Origin of the sequence: Nonomuraea solani (assembly GCF_900108335.1) — a bacterium.
GTDB classification, from domain to species: domain Bacteria; phylum Actinomycetota; class Actinomycetes; order Streptosporangiales; family Streptosporangiaceae; genus Nonomuraea; species Nonomuraea solani.
The window spans coordinates 251,977-269,451 of the sequence record NZ_FNVT01000009.1 but is presented as its reverse complement, the minus strand read 5'-3'; the positions used below and the strand labels follow the sequence as shown (position 1 = coordinate 269,451).

Below are 17,475 nucleotides of genomic sequence, written 5' to 3'. Positions count from 1 at the left end.
GCGGTTCCAGAGGGGGGTGGAACTGCTCGATACACTCAACTACCTGCGTTGACGCCGCGGATTGTGCCGGTGTACCAGAGCCTTTTTCCGTGCATTTTTGGGAGCGCTCCCAGCAGATGTTAGGGGATTGTCGCACCTCTGAGAAGAGGACGGAGAGAGCAAGGTTCAATCTCTGCGAAACGGTTGACAGCTCGCGGCGGCCTGGCACAGGATTCGGCACTGACGCCGCGGTGTGCCGGGGACGATCTGTCCAGCGACCTGAAAGGTCCCGGTATGCCCGCCACACTCAGGCTGTCCGCAGCCTGTGTCCTCCTCCTCGCCGGCCTCGCGGCCCCCGCGCACGCCGACTCCTACGAAAGACTCCTGAACGGCGGTTTCGACAGCGGCAGAGACCCTTGGTGGAGCAGTCAGAACACCCCGTCACGCGTCGAATCGGGCCGGCTGTGCGCCGACGTCCCGGCCGGGACCACGAACCCGTGGGACTCCATGATCGGTCAGAACGACGTCCCGCTGGAGGACGGCCAGTCCTACACGCTCCGCTTCACCGCCTCCGCCAGCCGCGACGTCACCATCCGCACCACCGTCCAGCTCGCCGGCCCACCGCACACCACCCCCCTGGACCAACGGCCCGAGCTGACGGCCACGCCGCGTACGTTCGAGTACACCGCGACGTCGAACGTCTCGGACTCCCACGGACAGGTGAGCTTCCAGATGGGCGGCGCCACGGAGCCGTACACGCTGTGCCTGGACGAGATCTCCCTGGTCGGGGGAGTGCTCCCGCCCGGCGGCGTCCGGGACCTGGGCTCGCCGGTGCGGGTCAACCAGCACGGCTACGCGACCTCGGGCCCCAAGCGCGCCACGATCGTCGACCCCGGGACGCGGCCGCTGTCGTGGCGGCTGCTCGACACCCGCGGCGCGGCCGTGGCCCAGGGCCGCACCCGGGTGCACGGTGCCGACGCGATGTCCGGCGACCACGTCCACGTGGCCGACTTCTCGTCCGTCCGCAAGGCGGGCACCGGTTACACGCTCGCGGTCGGAGACCAGGTCAGCCTGCCGTTCGATATCGGCGACGACCTGTACGACGACCTGCGCAGGGACGCTCTGGCGTACTTCTACCACAACCGCAGCGGCATCCCGATCGAGGCCGCGTACGTCGGCGACGCCTACGCCAGACCGGCCGGGCACCTCGGCGTCGCGCCGAACCAGGGAGACACCCGCGTCCCGTGCCTGCCGGGCACCTGCGACCACACGCTGGACGTGCGCGGAGGCTGGTACGACGCGGGCGACCACGGCAAGTACGTGGTGAACGGCGCCCTCGCCGCCTGGCAGCTCATGGACCTCTACGAGCGCTCGCGCGGGCAGGGCGATCGAGAGGGGACGCGCGACGGCCTGCTGCGTATCCCCGAGGCCGGCAACGGCGTCCCGGACGTGCTCGACGAGGCGCGCTGGGAGGTGGAGTTCCTGCTCCGCATGCAGGTGCCCGCCAGCGGCCTGGTCCACCACAAGGCGCACGACGCCGCGTGGACCGGGCACCCGACGATCCCGCACCTGGACGCCCAGCCGCGCCACCTCTACCCGCCCTCCACCGCCGCGACGCTCAACCTGGCCGCCGCGGGGGCCCAGTGCGCCCGGATCTGGAAGGTATGGGACCGCGCGTTCGCCCGGCGTTGCCTCGAGGCCGCCGAGACCGCTTGGCGGGCGGCCCGTGCGCATCCCGGCCTCTACGCCCCGCCCGGAGGCGAGGGCGGGGGCGCCTACGACGACACCGACGTCTCCGACGAGTTCTCCTGGGCCGCCGCCGAACTGTACGCGACCACCGGCAAGCGCTCCTATCTGCCCTTCGTCACCACGAAGCTGACCGCCGACGGGTTCTCCTGGCAGTCGACCGGCGCGCTGGCCGACCTGACCGTCGCCCGGCTGCCCGGCCGTTTCCCGGCCGCCATGTTCGCCGCCGCGCGCAAGCGGGTGCTGTCCGTCGCCGACGGCTACGTGCGCGACACGTACACCCAGGGCTACGCCAACCCCTACCTGCCGGCCGACGGAAAGTACGTCTGGGGCTCGGCCAGCGCCACGACCAACAGCGCAGTGATCATGGCCACGGCCTACGACCTCACTCGCGGCCGCCGCTACCGCGAAGCGGTCCTGGAGTCGATGGACTACCTGCTCGGGCGCAACGCGCTCAACCAGTCCTACATCACCGGATACGGAGAGCGGGCCGGCCGCAACCAGCACCACCGGTTCTGGGCCCACCAGATCGACGCGAGCCTTCCCATCCCCGCCCCGGGTTCCCTGGCCGGGGGTCCGAATTCCGGTCTCCAGGACCCGGTCGCCCAGCGCAACCTCGCCGGCTGTGCACCGGCCAAGTGCTACATCGACGACATCGGCTCCTGGTCCACCAACGAGGTGGCGATCAACTGGAACTCGTCCCTTGCCTGGATCGCCGCTTTCACCGACTCCCTGTGACAGGGGATCCCGAAGAAAGGAAGCAGTACATGCGAGTATTAACCCGGTTGGCCGCGGTCACGGCCGCGACCGTGACCGCCCTGTCGGTGGCCGTCGCCACACCCGCCTCCGCCGCGACCGAACTGGTGGTCAACGGCACCTTCGGCACCGGCACCGCGCCGTGGTGGAGCTCGTCCAACACCTCCATGGCGGTGGACACCGGGAGGCTGCGCGTCAACGTCGCCGGTGGCACGGCCAACCCGTGGGACGCCATGGTGGCTCAGAACAACATCACCCTGACCAGCGGTAAGGCTTATACGCTGTCGTTCGACGCCGTCGCCTCCGCCTCGGTCAGCGCGGTCACCACCGTGCAACTGGCCGACAGCCCGTACACCAACACCCTGACGAGGACGATCGCGCTCACCACGACGAGCAAGCGCTTCAGCTTCCCCTTCACCTCCAGCCTGAGCACGGCGGCCGGTCAGGTGTCGTTCCAACTCGGTAAGAACGCCGCGCACACCGTCCACCTCGACAACGTCTCCCTCACCGAGGCGACGACGCCGGGGTCCGGGCCGATCGGCATGACGAGCGGCTTCTATGTCGACCCCAACTCCAACCCCGCGGTCTGGGCGCGCAACAACGCCGGCGACTCCCGCGCGGCCCGCGTCCAGTCCTCGATCGCCTCCAAGCCGATGGCCCGGTGGTTCGGCAGCTGGAGCGGCGACATCACCGCCTCCGTCTCCAGCTTCGTCGGCGCCGCCGACAGCGCCGACAAGCTGCCGATCCTGGTCGCATACAACATCCCCGGCCGCGACGCGTGCGGCGGTCACTCCGGTGGCGGCGCCGGCAGCGAGGCGGCGTACAAGACGTGGATCTCCGCGTTCGCCTCCGGCATCGGCGACCGGCCTGCGGTCGTCGTCATCGAGCCCGACTCCCTCGGGGACTTCGACTGCATGAGCGAGACGGCCCGGCAGGAACGTATCCGCATGCTGACCTACGCCACGGAACAGTTCCGCGGCAAGGCCGCCAACGCCTGGGCCTACCTCGACGCCGGGAACGCCGGCTGGACCGCACCGGCGACCATGGCCTCCCGGCTGCGGAGCGTGGGCGTGGCCAACGTCCGCGGCTTCTCGGTCAACGTCTCCAACTACTACACGACCGGCCAGTCGTCCACGTACGGCGACGCGATCAACTCCGCGCTCGGCGGCACCGCCAAGTTCGTGATCGACACCAGCCGCAACGGCAACGGCTCCAACGGGGAATGGTGCAACCCGTCGGGTCGCAGGCTCGGCGCCACGACGCAGGTCGGCGGCGGCGCCGAGATGCTGCTCTGGGTCAAGGTCCCGGGCGACTCGGACGGCAACTGCGGCATCGCGCCGAACGTGCCCGCCGGAACGTTCAGCCCGGACCTCGCCATACGGCTGATCGACGGCACGTGACCTAGACCCGAGCTCTGAGAGAAGCAGGCCCGGCGTCACACGTGGCGCCGGGCCACCTGTCAAGATCCGGGGAAGCGCGGAGACCGCCAGGTCAACGCCGCCCCGTACCGCATCGTCCCGTGCCGTACATCAGGTACGGCGCAGCTCGAACGCCCGCATCGCCCCCTCCGCCGCCGGCCGCGGCGCGAACCGGATGCCGCCGTCGCCAGGGTGTTCGTGCCGGTGGTCGAAGCCGCCCCCGTAGATCTCCGCCGGGACGCCTTCGGGGAAGGCCGCGCAGTAGGGGACGTACCGGCCGGCCACCTGCGGATCAACCCGTTGCCGGAGCCTCGCGCACGCGTCGCAGATCGCGGGCCGCCGCCGCGTCACAGCCCCTCCTCGTAGACCTCGGCCGCCGCCTCGCCGGTGTACATGGAGTCGAACTCGACGAGCCCGCCGTCGGCCCGCCGCACCAGGACCGGTCCCAGCCCGGCGTACGTGGTGCCGGGGTCGCCCGTCTCGACGAACTCCGCCGTGGTGATCGTGAAGAACCACCCGTACGGCCGCTCCACCGTCACCGCGTCGTGCACGACCAGCCCCTCACCCACCGCGCTCAGCTCGTCCGCGATGTACGCGCGCACGACCTGCTCGGCCCTCTCCTTGCCGATCATGATGATGATCCGTCCTTTCTCAGCGGGTCTGGAAGAAGTCGTACTCGCGGTATCTGCCCTCCATGGGGTGCCGGTCCGGGTACACCCGCTGATGCTGGCCGTCCGCGTAGTAGATGCGGCCGTTGACGTTGAGGACGTTACACACGTGCCCGATGCCGGAGCCGCTGTAGCCGACCACCACGCCGCGCGATCCCGGCCCCTCGTTGAGCAGGATCTTCGCCACCTTCTTGAGGCTGCTGAGCCGCATGTGCTTCTCGATCGCCCGCCTGCCCATCGTGGTGCGGATGACCGGGACCGGCGCGGCGTTCAGCGGCCCGGCCACGGCCGGCTTGCCGCGCAGGATGTCGTCGATGGCCAGGCTGGTCTCGGGGCAGTTCCTGTTGTGCCCGGTCGGGTTGACCTTGTTGAGGATCGTGAGCAGGTCGCCGAACCTGATCTGCCTGGAGCCGAGGTCGTCGATGAACTTCCGCAACTCCCCGTACGCCTTCCGCATGGCCTCCTTGTGCTCTTCGCTGAGCGGCTGGGCGGCGTTGTCGTAGTCTTCCACCCGTTGCGGGCGCAGCCCGGCGAGCGGCACCTTGACCCGGCGCTCGACATTGACCTTGCCGAAGTCGTCGTGGTCGGAGATCGGCGGCTCGTATCCCTTCGTCCCGCTCTGGCCGGCGGCACCGGTGCCCTTCAGGTCGTCCGGCTCCAGGTCGAAGTCGTAGAGCAGGATCTCGCTGATGTAGCCGATACCGGTGCTGGTGTCGTCTCTCTCGCGGAAGGCCATCCAGTCGTCCATCTCGGCCGCGCCCTTGAACTTGTACCACGACGTCCGGTCGGCGTCGGCCAGGCCGTGGCGGCGGACGAACGCCTGTGCGTTGTCGATGGCGTCCTGGAACGCGTCCGCGTCCTGGTCGCGGTCGGCGGCCGTGTACTCGTGGGCGAGACGGTCGGCCTCCCGCATGACGTCCTTCCAGTGGCGCCGGTCGGCCTGGGAGTCGTACAGGTTCTCGGCCTGGTAGGTGGTCTCCGCCGGCTGGCCGCTCTGGCCACTCTGGCCCGCGGGCCGGGATGTCCGTGCCATCGACTGCTCACCGGCCGGGCCGGCCAGGCCGTTCTGGCGGGCGGCCCAGACGATGCCGTCGCGTACGTACGGCGAACGCGCCTGGAACGTGTCCAGCAGCCACTGGGTACCGTTGCGGCCCCAGGTGCTCGCGATGCGCTGCAGGATCTTGCCCGCCTGGCGTTCGGCGTCCTCGTCCCGATAGCGGGATTCGCTCATCCGCCTGTCCATGGCCCGCAGCGCCCACAGGTCCGGATCCGCTTCCGGGTCGTCGGAGGGGCCGCGCCTGCGGGCATAGACCTCCTCACGGGGGCGCGCCGTCAGCGCGGTGTCCTGTGCCGGGGGCGCCTGCGTGGTGTGCAGCCGATCGATCAGCTCACCGATCGCCCTGGCCAGGGGGCGCGGGGCCGCCGAGGCCCGGTACTCGGTGAACGCCTCCGCGATCAGGTCGCGGGGGGTGGTGGCGCCGTACGTGGACAGGCGGGACTCGACAGCGGTCACGGTCTCTTGGTCGTGCACGCCTGTGACGTCGTACGGGCGGCCCAGCGCGGCCGAGACGGTGGCGTTCAGAGCGGTGCGCGCGCCGGGGTCGCCGATGATGCGGTCGGCGATGTGCTCGCCCACCTCGTGGAACAGCACCCCGCGCACCGACCCGCCGCCCGGCACCGTCCATCCGGTCGCCTCCTCCACCCGCCCGGCCTCCACCTGCTCGGTCATGGCGATGGGGTTCAGGTGGATGCCCCGCTCGCCACCGTCCATGACCGCGTAGGCCACCAGGTCCGGCTGGGTCGCGAAGTTGCCGTGGGGGTCGGTGGTGCTGACGGTGCCAAGGGCGCGCGTCAGGTCCGGATAGTCCCGGGCCAACTCCCGCAACGCCTGCTCGATCTCGCTCGCCGCCTCCGGCTCAAGCCCCTTGAGAGCCGGTACGGACGGGGTGCCCGCCGCCCCACTGAGCGCCAGAGCCAGCGCCTCTTTGGACGGCACCAACTCCCCGACCCCGACATCCACCCCGGCCACGTTCGGGGCACCGGAAGCCGTTGGCGCAGAGGCGGCAGCGGTTGTCCCGGTGGCGAGGGTGGCCGCGGTGGCGGGGGCGCTCGTCCCGACAGCGGTGGTGGGGGCGCTTGTCGCGGCAGTGGTGGCGGGGCCGCTTGTCGCGGCAGCGGCGGGCGTCGCCGGCACAGAGGCGGCAGCGGCCGAGGGAGCGAGCCCAGCCCCTGGCGTGGCCTGGGCGGGCCCACCCACTCCACCCGCCCCGGCGGCCGGGGCGCCGGGAGCCGCACCGAGCGGACCGGCCTGCGCCGATGAGCTCCCCGGCTGGGCGCTCGGCCCCGCCCCTTCCGGTGCCACACCAGCCTGCGCGGCGCCACCGGACGCGGCACCCGGTGCCGTACCGGCCTGCGCCGTCGTACCGGCCTGCGCCGTCGTACCGGCCTGCGCCGTCCCGCCGGACGCAGGGCTCGGTGCCGAGCCTTGCGGGGTCGCGGCCGCCTGAAGGCTGGAGGCGATGCTCGGGGGTGCTCCCTTTGGTGTGCTCCCCGTCTGGGCCGGCGCGGTGAGGGTGCCGGTCGGGGCTGGGGTGGGGCCGCCGGGCTGGGGGATGCCCGTTGGGCCGGTTCCGTGCGCGTTGCCGGCCGGGGCAGGTGTGGTGTTCTGGGGGCTCCCGCTCTGGCCGCTGCCGGTGGCGGCGGGTGTGGGGTCTTGGGCGAGGGCGGTGGATTCCGCGCGGGCGAGGGCCGTGGCCGGGTTGGCGAGGGCGGACAGGACGTCGGTGCTGAGAGGGCTGATGGTGCCCACCCGGCCGGCGCCGGCCGCCATGCTGCCCACCAGCCCTTCCACGGTGGGGAGCTGCCAGGTGCCGTACACGACGCCGTTGGCGATCATTCCGGCCGGGGCCGAGACGAGCGCGTTGGTGGCGGCCGCGCTCGCGGCCTTGGTGGGGTACCGCATGAGGACGTTCGCGATCCCGCCGGCGTCCCCCGCCGCGGTGTCGAGGTGGCGCAGGCCGGGGAGGCCGGAGACGTACTTGGAGACCCCGGGCGCGATCCGGGACGCCAGCAGGGCGCCGGTCGCGTCGCCGAGGACGTTCGCGGCCGTCATGCGGGTGTCCCAGCTCGTACGCGTCCCGAGCTCCATCTGCCGCCGCTGGGCGAGCCCGTCCATGAGCAGGCCCTCGCCCACCTCCTCCGGCAGTTCGCGCAGCATGTGGCTGGTGACCGCCCTGGCCAGGAGTCCCTGGCCGAGTCGCCGCCCGCCGAACTGCGCCGTCTGGACGGCGGCGAGCCTCGGCGCGACGGCCGTGAGCCCGCGCCCCGCGCCCGCCACCCGTTCCAGAGAGCCGAACACCTGGTTGAGGAAGGTACGTAGCCGCTGCGCGTAAGCGGCGAGCAGGGGAGTGGTCGCTCCCGCGGTGAGGAAGCTCGCCATGACCCCGACGGCGGCCGCGCTGACCGTGATCCAGTAGCCGACGTTGATGGACAGCTTGCCGTACTGCGTGGCGCGCGCGAAGGAGTCCTGCTGCAGCGCGTACGCCCGCGCGGCGCGCGCCATCCCCGCCAGTCCCGTCTCGCCCGACACGAGCTCGTCGGTGTGCTCGCGGAAGGCGTCGGCCGACGCGCCCGACCACCCGTCCAGCATCGTGGCCCGCGAGCTCACGTCCTGCCCGGCCAGGGCCGCCCGCGACAGGTCGTCGAAGGCCACGGCCAGCTCGGCCAGGCCCTTCTCGCTGCCCTCCGGCCACATCTGCCCGGCCGCCACCAGCGAGATCAGGACGTCCACCCACTCGGGCGCGCCCTCGCCCCAGGCCGGCGTGACGTCGGTCGCGTAGCCGCCGCTGCCGATCGTGTCGTCGGCGCCGCCAGGGTGATCGGTGACCGGTGTGCTGCGGTTGGGCTCCGCCCCCGCGTGGACGCTCACGCCCGATCGCCTCTCGGCGCGGAGGCGGCCTCGCTCGTGGTCTCCACGGTCTGCCGTACGCCTTCGCCGGCGGCCTCGTGGTTCCTTGTGAGCTGCCCGGCCCAGGCGATGAGGGTGTCGGGCCCTCCTTCGGCCGAGTAGGCCCGGTAGAACTCCCGCCCGGCCGAGTCACCGCCCCAGGGGGCGGCGGCGTTCAGCCGTTCGATGCGGGCAGTGGCGTCGCGCAGGGCGTCACCGAGTCCGGCGGCGTGGCCCTGCCAGCCCTTGAGCCCGGCTTCGACCTGAGACCGCTCCATGCGTACGTGCTCGGCCATCCGCTACCCGATCTCGCGCAGCCGGTCGTCCAGGTGTCCCAGCACGCTGTCGAGGTCGCCGTCGAGGTGGGCCCGCATCTGCTCCGGCGGGACGAGGGGCGCGAACATCCGCACGATCTCCTCCTGGGCCATCGCGGCGGCCTGCTGCACGGTTGCGGTGATGAGGATGGCCAGCCTGCCGCTGTCCCGCAGGCGGGAGACGCGGGGGTCGAGGTCGAGCCGGATCAGGTCGCCACGGGCGCCGACGGTGGCGGTGACGAGGCCGTCGGGCGAGCTGTGGGTGACCTGCAGGGCTCGGGCGCGCTGGTGCAGTTCCAGGGATTGATCCTGCAGTCGCAAGAAATTGTCACGCAATTGGTTCGCGTATTCATGCAACTGGTCAGCGTTCATTTCTCGCACCGTAATGGGGGCCAGCCGGCTCGTTCCCTCATTTCAGGATTCGTCGAAGTGACCCGGCCCGCCTCGGCCTCGGCCTGCCGGGCGCCGTCGGTGCCGGGTTTCGACGTCGTCCGGACGGATGTCCGAAGTCCTGTGCACGACTACTCAGGTCGGCCCGGGACTCCCCGGGCTACGGCCGACCACCCCCTTCGCAGTTCGACGGCTTGCGGGAAGACACTCACGCGCTGCAGAGCGCTCTCCGCCCTTCACGCGGGCAGCGCATGGCGACTGGAACGTCGTGTGGGAGAGCCGGTGTCCCCGGTGATCGGCAACGTGGTGAGTCAGCTGTAAGTCAGCACGTCTGGACATGCATATGTGAACTAAGACGCCAAATTTTCGCGAAGACGGCATGCCTTCCGTGCTGGCACACCCAACTGGACGACGTCTACGCGCACGCCATCGAGGTGGCCGACCGCATCGGCGCGTGGGAGGACAAGGCACAGCTCCGCAGCTTCCTCAGCTGGGTCTATCGAGACCAGGCCCGCCACGACGCCGCGATCGCGCAGTTGAAGACGGCGCTCACCGACTGGGACCGCGCCGGCCTGCCCCGGCGCAAGGCCGGGACGTTCAACAATCTCGGCGTCATCCACACACTCGTGGGCCGTCTCGACGAGGCACTCGGCTACTTCGAGTCCGCGTTGAAGCTCAACAGCGACGCCGGACGCCCTGGGGCCGCGGCCTCGATCCGCAACAACCGGATACACGTCTACTACCGTCAGGGACGCTTCGACGAAGCGATCGCGGACGCCCGCCGATCGGTGGAGCTGTGGCAGAAGCTGGACCCGCGCGTCGGTACGGGCGCAGCGCACGAATCGCTGGGAGACGCCTACCGCCACGCCGGCCGCCTGACCGAGGCAATGGAAAGCTACACGACGGCCGTGCGGCTGCTCCGCGAATCGGGATACCGCCTGAAGGAGGCCGGGTGCCGCTGGAGGCTCGGCACCACGCTGCACGACCTCGGACGGCACGGCGAAGCGCGGAAACAGTGGGAGGACTCCGTCCGCCTCCTGCGCGAGGCCCGGATGTTCACGCCCCGGGAGGCGACCGAGATCCTCGCCCGGCCCGTACCGGAAACACCCCAGCCGATCAAGAACATGCTCTGACCGGCAAGGACGTCGCCTACCAGCCGGTCGCCCCCAACGCCTACGCCGCCATGCTGATCGGTGCGGGCCCGCCCGAGGAATACGCCCAGATCATGGCGGTCTCGGGCAATTTCGTCACATGCGGTCAGCCGTCGGACGGCATCATGAGCAAGGTTCGACCCGTCAACGTCCTCGAACTCGAGCACGACAACGCCGTCCGGCCGCCGATCAGCCGACTGACATGACTGGAGCGCGGTGACTACCCTACGTAATGGCAGGCAGCCGCGATGGCGTCCGGATCTGACGAGGGCTGGGCGTTGCCGGAACGGCGACGTCGTACATCAAAGAGCGAGTTTCATCCGCGGGGCCGAGGTCGTCGTGAAGCCCAGTTTCTCGTAGAGGCGCCGCCCTTCCGGCGTGGCGCTCAGGTCGACGCGGTCGGCGTCGATCGACCGGGCCCAGTCGAGCACGTCGAGGACGAGCCTCGTTCCGTAGCCTCGGCCGCGGTGCCCGGGCAAGGTGATGACGTTCGCGAGTCGCACGGTGCGCCCCTTGGCGCACTGGGGGTTCGGCACGCCGAGTTCGAGGGTGCCGATCGCCGTGGCGACGATCGCATCGCCGACCTCGATCACGGGGAAACGGACGCTACTCGGATCGTCAACGGAGCGGCCGAACCACTCGGCTGCGTGGCTTCTCCACGGATCCTCCCGCGCCGCGTTGTCTTCGTCGAACAACAGCGCCCACAGGTTGAGCAACTCGACGCCATCGTGGGTGGTCGCGGTACGCAGGCGCCCATTGTCCATCGTTGTCACGCCGCCATGCTGGCACAGGTCCCATCCTGGTGCGCCCCACCTTCCGATCAGCCGCCCCCTGCCCGTCACCGCACCGGCATGGCGGACGGACCTGCGGGCGGACCGTCCTTCTTGAGGCACCGGCGGCGTCGGCCTGGGCCACGCGGCCGGGCCGGCGCGTGCTCCGCGGGCGGGCTCGATATTCGCCGGCAGTTCACCGTGTGGTGACGGGCGGTTCTCATCTGATTGATCATTCTCGCCCAGAGTCGTCGCCGCGAATCAACCACATCTGACGAGAGCGATACCGCGTGACTTTGCGAACCGACTCCCCAGGCGATGGCACGAGCGGCGACTCCAGGCTCGGAGACGATTGGCCCGGGCTCGGCGCCGAGGTCAGGGACGGTGTCGAGGTCGATCGCAAGGCGTTGCGCGAAACGGCCGTACGCATGGTGGTAGACCTCAACGAGGTCGACATTCCCGAGTGGTGGCATGGGCCGGGGTTCAACGCCGGCGACTGGGGCCGGGCCAACGACGTTTCCAAGATCTTCCGAGGATTCAGCGATGCCTTGTACGGCATCACCAGCGACGCGGCGGTGGAGTGCGTCGTCGCCGCCTGCGGAGTCGCCACCGCCGGCAAGAACTACGACATCGCCGAAGAGAACGACTGGCTGACGAGGCAGTCGTTCTGGAACCGGCGTGGTGCCCCCATCGACACTGTCAGCCAGTTTTCGCAGACGCCGAGAAGTAGCTGGAGCAGCGACGACAAGGGTTACGCCGTCAGCAGTCAATATCCGTCCGGATATATCGTGGTCGACTGGAGCGACATCGAACTGCGCCATGACTACGGCGGTCTCGGCAAGGAACAGATCAGGGACCTCCTGATGACGGGCGACGAACAGTCGATGAGAAACTTCTCCAAGGTCATGAAAGCCATTTCCGATGACCTGGACACGATGGCCGGCAGGCTGCGGTCGCATGCGAACGACATCAGTTACCAATGGGCCGGCGCGGCGGCGGAGAAGGCGCAAAAGTCGTTGAAAGCCATCCATGACACGGTGTATCCGCTGGCCGAGGTCTACAACGTGATCGGCTCGCTGGCCCGGACATGTGCCGATGACATCGTGGCGCCGGCCAAGGCGCGCTTCGATCACGCGGTGGCCGACGAAAACTGGTTCACCGACATTTTCCAGGATGACGACGACAGCACCGCCCGTGAGTATTTGAAAAAGGTCGACCAGCAATTCTGCGACGAAGTGCTCCCGCGGTTCCCGCAGTCCGCCCAGCTCGGCCTGCCGGGCCTGATCCGGCCAGAGGATCGGCGTCCCTACTTCAATTAATGGCCGTCGGGCGGATGTCTCGACGGTGAACGATCATGAACAATCGCAGGTTGAAAAGGTCGGTGTCATGAACGGCTTGGCCTAGTTATCGACCCGCCCGAAAACGCCTATATGGTTAGGTCCCGACGTTCGGGCCGGCGTACAGCTTGCCGCGAAATATGACAAATGCGACGTCGGGGAGATATTGGTGAGTGTCGAGGCCCTCCGCGAACAACAGGCGATCCGCCGGACCACCGAGCACCTGGTTCAGGTCTTCGCCGGCACCCATTCCGCCGAGCACGTCGAGAGGGTGATGCAGGCGGCCTATCGCCGCTTCGACGGCTTTCCTGTCCGGGATTTCATCCCTGTCCTGGCCGAACGCCTGGCGCGTGGCGAGCTGGCGGTACGGGTGGAAACGAACGTACCCGTCGAGGTCGCAACACCAGAAGAGCGGCCCGAGCCCGTCCCGGTCGCGAGGAAGATGCCCGGCCGCAAGGTGCTGATCCCGGCCGGGCTGGCCGTCGCGGTCGCCGTCGTCGCCACCGTGGTGGTCGTGAACCTCGGGCAGGAGGAGCCCCCGGCGCCGCCGCCTCTCGCGACCGTGCGTGGTGTGATCGGCTCAGAGAAGAAGGCGTTCTTCGAGGACCCGCAGGTGGTGCGGGCCTTCGCCGGCAAGGGCGTGAAGGTCGAGATCGAGACGGCAGGCTCCCGCCAGATCGCCACGTCGACGGACCTCGGCGGTTACGACTTCGCGTTCCCGTCGAGCGCGCCTGCGGGCGAGTACATCCAGCGCCTCCGCAAGGTCGGCACGAAGTACACGCCGTTCTCCTCGCCCATGGCGATCGCGACGTTCCAGCCGATCGCGGACCTGCTCACCAAGGCGGGCGTCGTGAAGCAGGACGCCGTCCCGGCCTTCAGAATCGGCCGCCACCTCGAACTGGTCACCACGGACACGAAGTGGGACCAGCTCGCGGGCAACTCCGTCTATCCCGTCGACAAGAACATCCTGATCTCCACGACGGACCCGCGCACGTCGAACTCCGCCGCCATGTACCTGGCGATCAACAGCTATGTCGCGAACGGCGGCAAGGTCGTGCACGGCGCCTCCGAAGAGAAGACCGTGCTGCCCCTGGTGACGCGGCTCTTCACCGGCCAGGGTTACACCGACAACACCTCCGAGGGCCCGTTCAACGAATACCTCACGGTGGGCATGGGCCCGTCGCCGATGGTGTGGATCTACGAGTCGCAGTTCATCGACGCCGCCACGCAAGGGCGGCTCAAGCCCGGAATGGTGCTGATGTACCCGTCGCCGACCGTGCTGTCGAAGCACACGCTGGTGCCGCTCAACGCGGACGGTGACCGCGTCGGACGCCTGCTCAGCACCGACCCGCAACTGCAGCGGCTGGCCGCCGAGCACGGGTTCCGCTCCGGCGACACCGGCCGCTTCGCCCAGGTCGCCGCCGACCACAAGGTACGCGTCGCGGCCGACCTCATCGACGTGGTCGACATTCCTTCCTACGACACCCTGGAGAACCTGCTCGACGGTGTCGCCAAATCGTACGGCTGACCTGGTCAGCTCGTGACGCCGAGCTGTGCACGTACCCGGAGGAGAAGCTCCTGCGGGAGCGGGGCGTAGCCGTACAGAGGAAGGTAGGACTGGCCGGCGTCGCTCGCGGTGTAGGTCAGGAAGGTCCGTACGAGCGGGTCGGAGTTGTTGGAGCAGGTGATTTCGTACGTGACCAGAATGATGGGGTAGGCGCCCTTGGCCTTGGTCAGGTAGTCGAACTTCACCACCAGATCATCGTTCTCGCCGGCCCTCCGGGCGCCGTCCAGCGCCTCGGTGGCACTCTCGGGTGAGAGCGCGACGAACCGGCCGGCGGCGTTGCGCACCTTGGCGGTGCGCAGGCGGGCATTGCTGGCGAACCCGTATTCGACGTACCCGATGGACCCCTCGACGTACTGGACGAGCTGGGTGACCCCATCGGAACCCGCGACGCCCCGCCCGGCGTCGGTCCATTTTCTGGACGGGGGGTGCGGCCAGCGGCCCGCCGCCTGGAGGTAGGAGGTGAAGTTGTGGGTGGTGCCTGAGTCGTCGGAGCGGTGGATGGGCCGGATGCGGCTGGGCGGCAGCCGCACGCCGACGTTGTCGGCGGCGATCTCCCGGGCGTCCCACCTGGTGATCCGCCCGCTGAAGATGGCGGTGAGGGTGGTGGGCGAAAGTCTCAGATCCGGTACGGACGGCAGGTTGTACGGCAGCGCGATGGGGCCGACCACCATGGGCAGGTGCACCGCCCTGGCGCCGCAGCGCCTGTCCGCCAGCACCTGTTCCCGCGGTTGCAGCGCGACATCGGAACCGGCGAACGCGGTGGTGCCGGCAAGGAAATCGCGAATGCCGGCTCCTGACCCGTTGGCCCGGTAGTCCACGCGAAGATCGGGATGGGTCCGATGAAACTCGGCACGCCACGCGTCCATCGCGCCCTTCTGCGCGGTCGAACCCGAGCCGGAGATCGACGCGGACGCCCGCGTCCTCACAGGCGCATCGTCGCGCGTCAGTATCGCTATCCCGCACAAGCCAACAATGCAGGCGGCCAAGATGAGGGCGGCGAGCAGGGCCGGCCAGGCGGCCCACCTCAGGTTTGCCATCTCATCAAGACTATGAAGAGGTCGTTTCCGGTCACGTTGATCAACCGTCAAGCTACGGACATTAATGAGTCATCAAGCCCCCATGCCGGTGGCTGTCCTGATTCCCGCAGGCGGTCCAGGCCGGCGACCGCCATCGGGTCACAAGAAGGCCGCCGCCACGACCCTCGCGGCGGCGGTGCCCACCTCTGGCCAAGATCGTCAACGCCCGTGGGCAAACACGTGTTGGCCTACACTGGCCGGCGTGAGACGATCGTCCGAGGACACCAAGGCCGCGATCCTGCGGGCCGCCCGCGAGCACTTCGCCGCCGATGGCTACGACCGCGCCACCATCCGGGCCATCGCCGCCACCGCGGGCATCGACCCGTCGATGGTGATGCGCTACTTCGGCAGCAAGCAACAGTTGTTCGCCACCGCCGCGGACTTCGACCTGCGCCTGCCCGACGTCACCGGGTTGCCCCACGACCAGGTCGGGCACGCGCTGGCCGCGCATCTGGTCGACCGGTGGGGCGACGGTGACGTGCTGGCGATCCTGCTGCGTACGGCGGTGACCAACGATCAGGCCGCCGAGCGGATGCGCGCCATCTTCGCCGACCAGCTCACCCCTCTGGTCGTCAAGCTCACCGGCGACCCGGCCCAGGCGCACACCCGGGCCGGGCTGGTCGCCACTCAGGCGCTCGGCTTCGCCCTCTGCCGGTACGTGCTCCGCCTGCCGCCGGTCGTCGCGCTGAGCCGTGACGAGATCATCGAGTGGCTCGGCCCGACCCTGCGGCGCTACCTGATCGGCTCCTGACGGCGGTTCCCCGGGTGACAGAGGGCGTGCGCACGATGCCAACGCCTGTTGACATCGTGCAGCGCGCCGTCTTAACGTTTGCCTACAAGCGTTGACCAACAAGCGTTGGCAAGCTCTGAGGGGGATGCCATGTCACCCACTGTCACCAACACCGACGTCCTGGTCGTGGGCGCGGGCCCGACCGGGTTGCTGCTGGCCGGCGATCTGGCCGAGGCGGGTCTGTCGGTCGTGCTCGCCGAGCGCCGCCCGCACAAGGTCAGCAATCTGTCCCGGGCGCTGGTCGTGCACGCCCGGGTCCTGGAGCAGTTCGACGCCCGCGGCATCGCCGACGAGGTCGTGGCGGGCGGGCACCCCATCGACCGGCTGGCGCTGTTCGAGGCGGCCCGGCTCGACCCCTCGCGGCTGCCCACCCGCTACCCGTTCGTCCTGTTCACCCCGCAGTACGAGGTGGAGAAGGTGCTGGAGCGCCGGGCCCGGGAGGCCGGGGTCGCCTTCGCGTACGAGACCAAGGTCGTCGCGGTGGAGCAGGACGCGGACGGCGTCACGGCCCGCACGAGGGACAAGGACGGGCGGCCGGGCGCCACGTTCCGCGCGTCCTACCTGGTCGGCGCCGACGGGGTGCACAGCTCGGTCCGGCCCGCGATCGGCCAGCCCTTCCCCGGCGACACGATCCTCAGCTCGCTGATCCTGGCCGACGTCAGGCTCGGCAAGGCGCCCGACCGGCCCTTCGTCGTGAACGCCGTCCCGGACGGGTTCGCGCTGCTCACCGAGATGGGCGACGGCCTGTACCGGGTGACCGGCTGGAACCGGCGCCACCAGCTTCCCGACGACGCGCCGCTGGAGGCGGAGGAGATCAGGGAACTGCTCAGGATGAACTTCGGCACCGACTACGGCATCACCGACATCCCTTGGAAGTCCCGGTTCCACAGCGACGAGCGGCAGGCTCCCGCGTACCGCGTCGGGCGGGTGTTCCTCGCCGGTGACGCCGCGCACGTGCACTCCCCGGCCGGCGCCATGGGCATGAACACCGGGCTCCAGGACGCCGCCAATCTGAGCTGGAAGCTGGTGGCCGTGCTGCGCGACGGCGCCGGAGACCGGTTACTGGACACCTACCAGGCCGAACGGCACGCGGTCGGCAAGCTGGTGCTGCGGATGAGCGGGACGCTGGTGCGAGCCGCCTTGCTACGCGGGTTCGCCACCCGGCTGCTGCGCCGCGTGGCCGGGATGGTCGTCAGCGACTTCCGCCCGCTGGCCGACAAGGCGGCGTCCATGATCACCGGGATCGGCATCGCCCACAAGGCCCCGCGCGGTGCGCACAGGCTGACCGGACGGCGCGCCCCCGACGTGAAACTGGCCGAGGGGCGCCTGAACGAGCTCCAGCGCGGCGGCAGGTTCGTGCTGATCACACCGGCCGGTCAGGACGCGGACGTGCCCGGCCACGTCGTCCACGCGCACTGGGCCGGCTCCCGGCGCACCACGGCCCTCGTCCGTCCCGACGGCTACTTCGCCTGGGCGACCGACCGCCCCGACGCGGAGAGCCTCCGCGCCACCCTGGCCACCTGGGCGGGCACCGCGACCCCATCGGCCTGAAGGCCGTACGGTCCCT

Annotated in this window: 15 protein-coding genes; 8 read left to right on the top strand and 7 right to left on the bottom strand. The window is 69.9% G+C overall.

All coding sequences use genetic code 11. The features are described 5' to 3' along the window. Positions 1–273 precede the first annotated feature (273 nt). Positions 274–2,463, top strand: a complete 2,190-nt coding sequence (locus C4V41_RS30835; protein ID WP_103959474.1) for a glycoside hydrolase family 9 protein — start codon at positions 274–276, stop codon at positions 2,461–2,463. A gap of 29 nt (positions 2,464–2,492) precedes the next feature. Then, positions 2,493–3,881 carry a glycoside hydrolase family 6 protein gene (locus tag C4V41_RS30830; RefSeq protein ID WP_103959473.1) on the top strand — a complete coding sequence of 463 codons (1,389 nt, stop codon included), beginning with the start codon at positions 2,493–2,495 and terminating at the stop codon, positions 3,879–3,881. Positions 3,882–4,010: 129 nt separating this feature from the next. Here the strand turns inward: C4V41_RS30830 and C4V41_RS30825 are convergent, their stop codons facing one another. Genes C4V41_RS30825 through C4V41_RS30805 form a run of 5 tightly spaced genes read right to left on the bottom strand, consistent with a single transcriptional unit; the run spans position 4,011 to position 9,163 of the window. After that, entirely contained in the window at positions 4,011–4,250 is a 240-nt protein-coding gene (locus C4V41_RS30825; protein WP_103959472.1) for a hypothetical protein, read from the bottom strand. Then, a complete protein-coding gene (locus tag C4V41_RS30820; protein ID WP_103959471.1) occupies positions 4,247–4,531 on the bottom strand; it encodes a YrhB domain-containing protein in 285 nt (94 codons plus the stop codon). The genes C4V41_RS30825 and C4V41_RS30820 overlap by 4 nt, the downstream gene beginning before the upstream one ends. A 19-nt stretch (positions 4,532–4,550) precedes the next feature. After that, positions 4,551–8,495, bottom strand: coding sequence for a toxin glutamine deamidase domain-containing protein (locus C4V41_RS30815; RefSeq protein ID WP_103959470.1), 3,945 nt, complete (start codon positions 8,493–8,495; stop codon positions 4,551–4,553). After that, entirely contained in the window at positions 8,492–8,809 is a 318-nt protein-coding gene (locus C4V41_RS30810; protein WP_103959469.1) for a hypothetical protein, read from the bottom strand. Before C4V41_RS30810 ends, C4V41_RS30815 begins: the two co-directional genes overlap by 4 nt. Positions 8,810–8,812: 3 nt before the next feature. After that, the gene (locus tag C4V41_RS30805) at positions 8,813–9,163 is read right to left on the bottom strand and encodes a YbaB/EbfC family nucleoid-associated protein (RefSeq protein WP_235030466.1); all 351 of its coding nucleotides are present in this window, start codon (positions 9,161–9,163) and stop codon (positions 8,813–8,815) included. A gap of 488 nt (positions 9,164–9,651) precedes the next feature. Between C4V41_RS30805 and C4V41_RS30800 the strand changes: the two genes are divergently transcribed. Next, positions 9,652–10,350 carry a tetratricopeptide repeat protein gene (locus tag C4V41_RS30800; protein WP_160150450.1) on the top strand — a complete coding sequence of 233 codons (699 nt, stop codon included), beginning with the start codon at positions 9,652–9,654 and terminating at the stop codon, positions 10,348–10,350. Between the two features lie 50 nt (positions 10,351–10,400). Beyond that, complete coding sequence (locus tag C4V41_RS62085) at positions 10,401–10,574, top strand: hypothetical protein (RefSeq protein ID WP_160150449.1); 174 nt, start codon at positions 10,401–10,403, stop codon at positions 10,572–10,574. Between the two features lie 96 nt (positions 10,575–10,670). Here C4V41_RS62085 and C4V41_RS30795 read toward each other — a convergent pair whose 3' ends face one another. Then, positions 10,671–11,132, bottom strand: coding sequence for a GNAT family N-acetyltransferase (locus C4V41_RS30795; RefSeq protein ID WP_103959466.1), 462 nt, complete (start codon positions 11,130–11,132; stop codon positions 10,671–10,673). 296 nt (positions 11,133–11,428) lie between these two features. On the opposite strand from C4V41_RS30795, the gene C4V41_RS30790 reads away from it, so the two are divergent. Both C4V41_RS30790 and C4V41_RS30785 read left to right on the top strand, forming a co-directional pair. Further along, complete coding sequence (locus tag C4V41_RS30790; protein ID WP_146103840.1) at positions 11,429–12,457, top strand: WXG100 family type VII secretion target; 1,029 nt, start codon at positions 11,429–11,431, stop codon at positions 12,455–12,457. Positions 12,458–12,644: 187 nt separating this feature from the next. Further along, a complete protein-coding gene (locus C4V41_RS30785) occupies positions 12,645–14,003 on the top strand; it encodes a three-helix bundle dimerization domain-containing protein (RefSeq protein WP_235030465.1) in 1,359 nt (452 codons plus the stop codon). Positions 14,004–14,008: 5 nt separating this feature from the next. Here C4V41_RS30785 and pstS read toward each other — a convergent pair whose 3' ends face one another. Continuing rightward, complete coding sequence (pstS, locus tag C4V41_RS30780; RefSeq protein WP_160150448.1) at positions 14,009–14,968, bottom strand: phosphate ABC transporter substrate-binding protein PstS; 960 nt, start codon at positions 14,966–14,968, stop codon at positions 14,009–14,011. Positions 14,969–15,320: 352 nt separating this feature from the next. Here pstS and C4V41_RS30775 point away from each other — a divergent pair, with 352 nt between their 5' ends. Next, positions 15,321–15,869, top strand: a complete 549-nt coding sequence (locus tag C4V41_RS30775; protein ID WP_200824330.1) for a TetR/AcrR family transcriptional regulator — start codon at positions 15,321–15,323, stop codon at positions 15,867–15,869. A gap of 129 nt (positions 15,870–15,998) precedes the next feature. After that, a complete protein-coding gene (locus tag C4V41_RS30770) occupies positions 15,999–17,459 on the top strand; it encodes an FAD-dependent monooxygenase (RefSeq protein ID WP_103959461.1) in 1,461 nt (486 codons plus the stop codon). The last annotated feature ends 16 nt before the right edge of the window (positions 17,460–17,475 follow it).

What these genes read in the sequence shown, in the direction of transcription:
- C4V41_RS30810 (WP_103959469.1), bottom strand. Translation starts at nt 8,809, where the DNA reads ATGGCCGAGCACGTACGCATGGAGCGGTCTCAGGTCGAAGCCGGGCTC.
- C4V41_RS62085 (WP_160150449.1), top strand. Translation starts at nt 10,401, where the DNA reads ATGCTGATCGGTGCGGGCCCGCCCGAGGAATACGCCCAGATCATGGCG.
- C4V41_RS30770 (WP_103959461.1), top strand. Translation starts at nt 15,999, where the DNA reads ATGTCACCCACTGTCACCAACACCGACGTCCTGGTCGTGGGCGCGGGC.
- C4V41_RS30830 (WP_103959473.1), top strand. Translation starts at nt 2,493, where the DNA reads ATGCGAGTATTAACCCGGTTGGCCGCGGTCACGGCCGCGACCGTGACC.
- C4V41_RS30795 (WP_103959466.1), bottom strand. Translation starts at nt 11,132, where the DNA reads ATGGACAATGGGCGCCTGCGTACCGCGACCACCCACGATGGCGTCGAG.
- C4V41_RS30835 (WP_103959474.1), top strand. Translation starts at nt 274, where the DNA reads ATGCCCGCCACACTCAGGCTGTCCGCAGCCTGTGTCCTCCTCCTCGCC.
- C4V41_RS30820 (WP_103959471.1), bottom strand. Translation starts at nt 4,531, where the DNA reads ATGATCGGCAAGGAGAGGGCCGAGCAGGTCGTGCGCGCGTACATCGCG.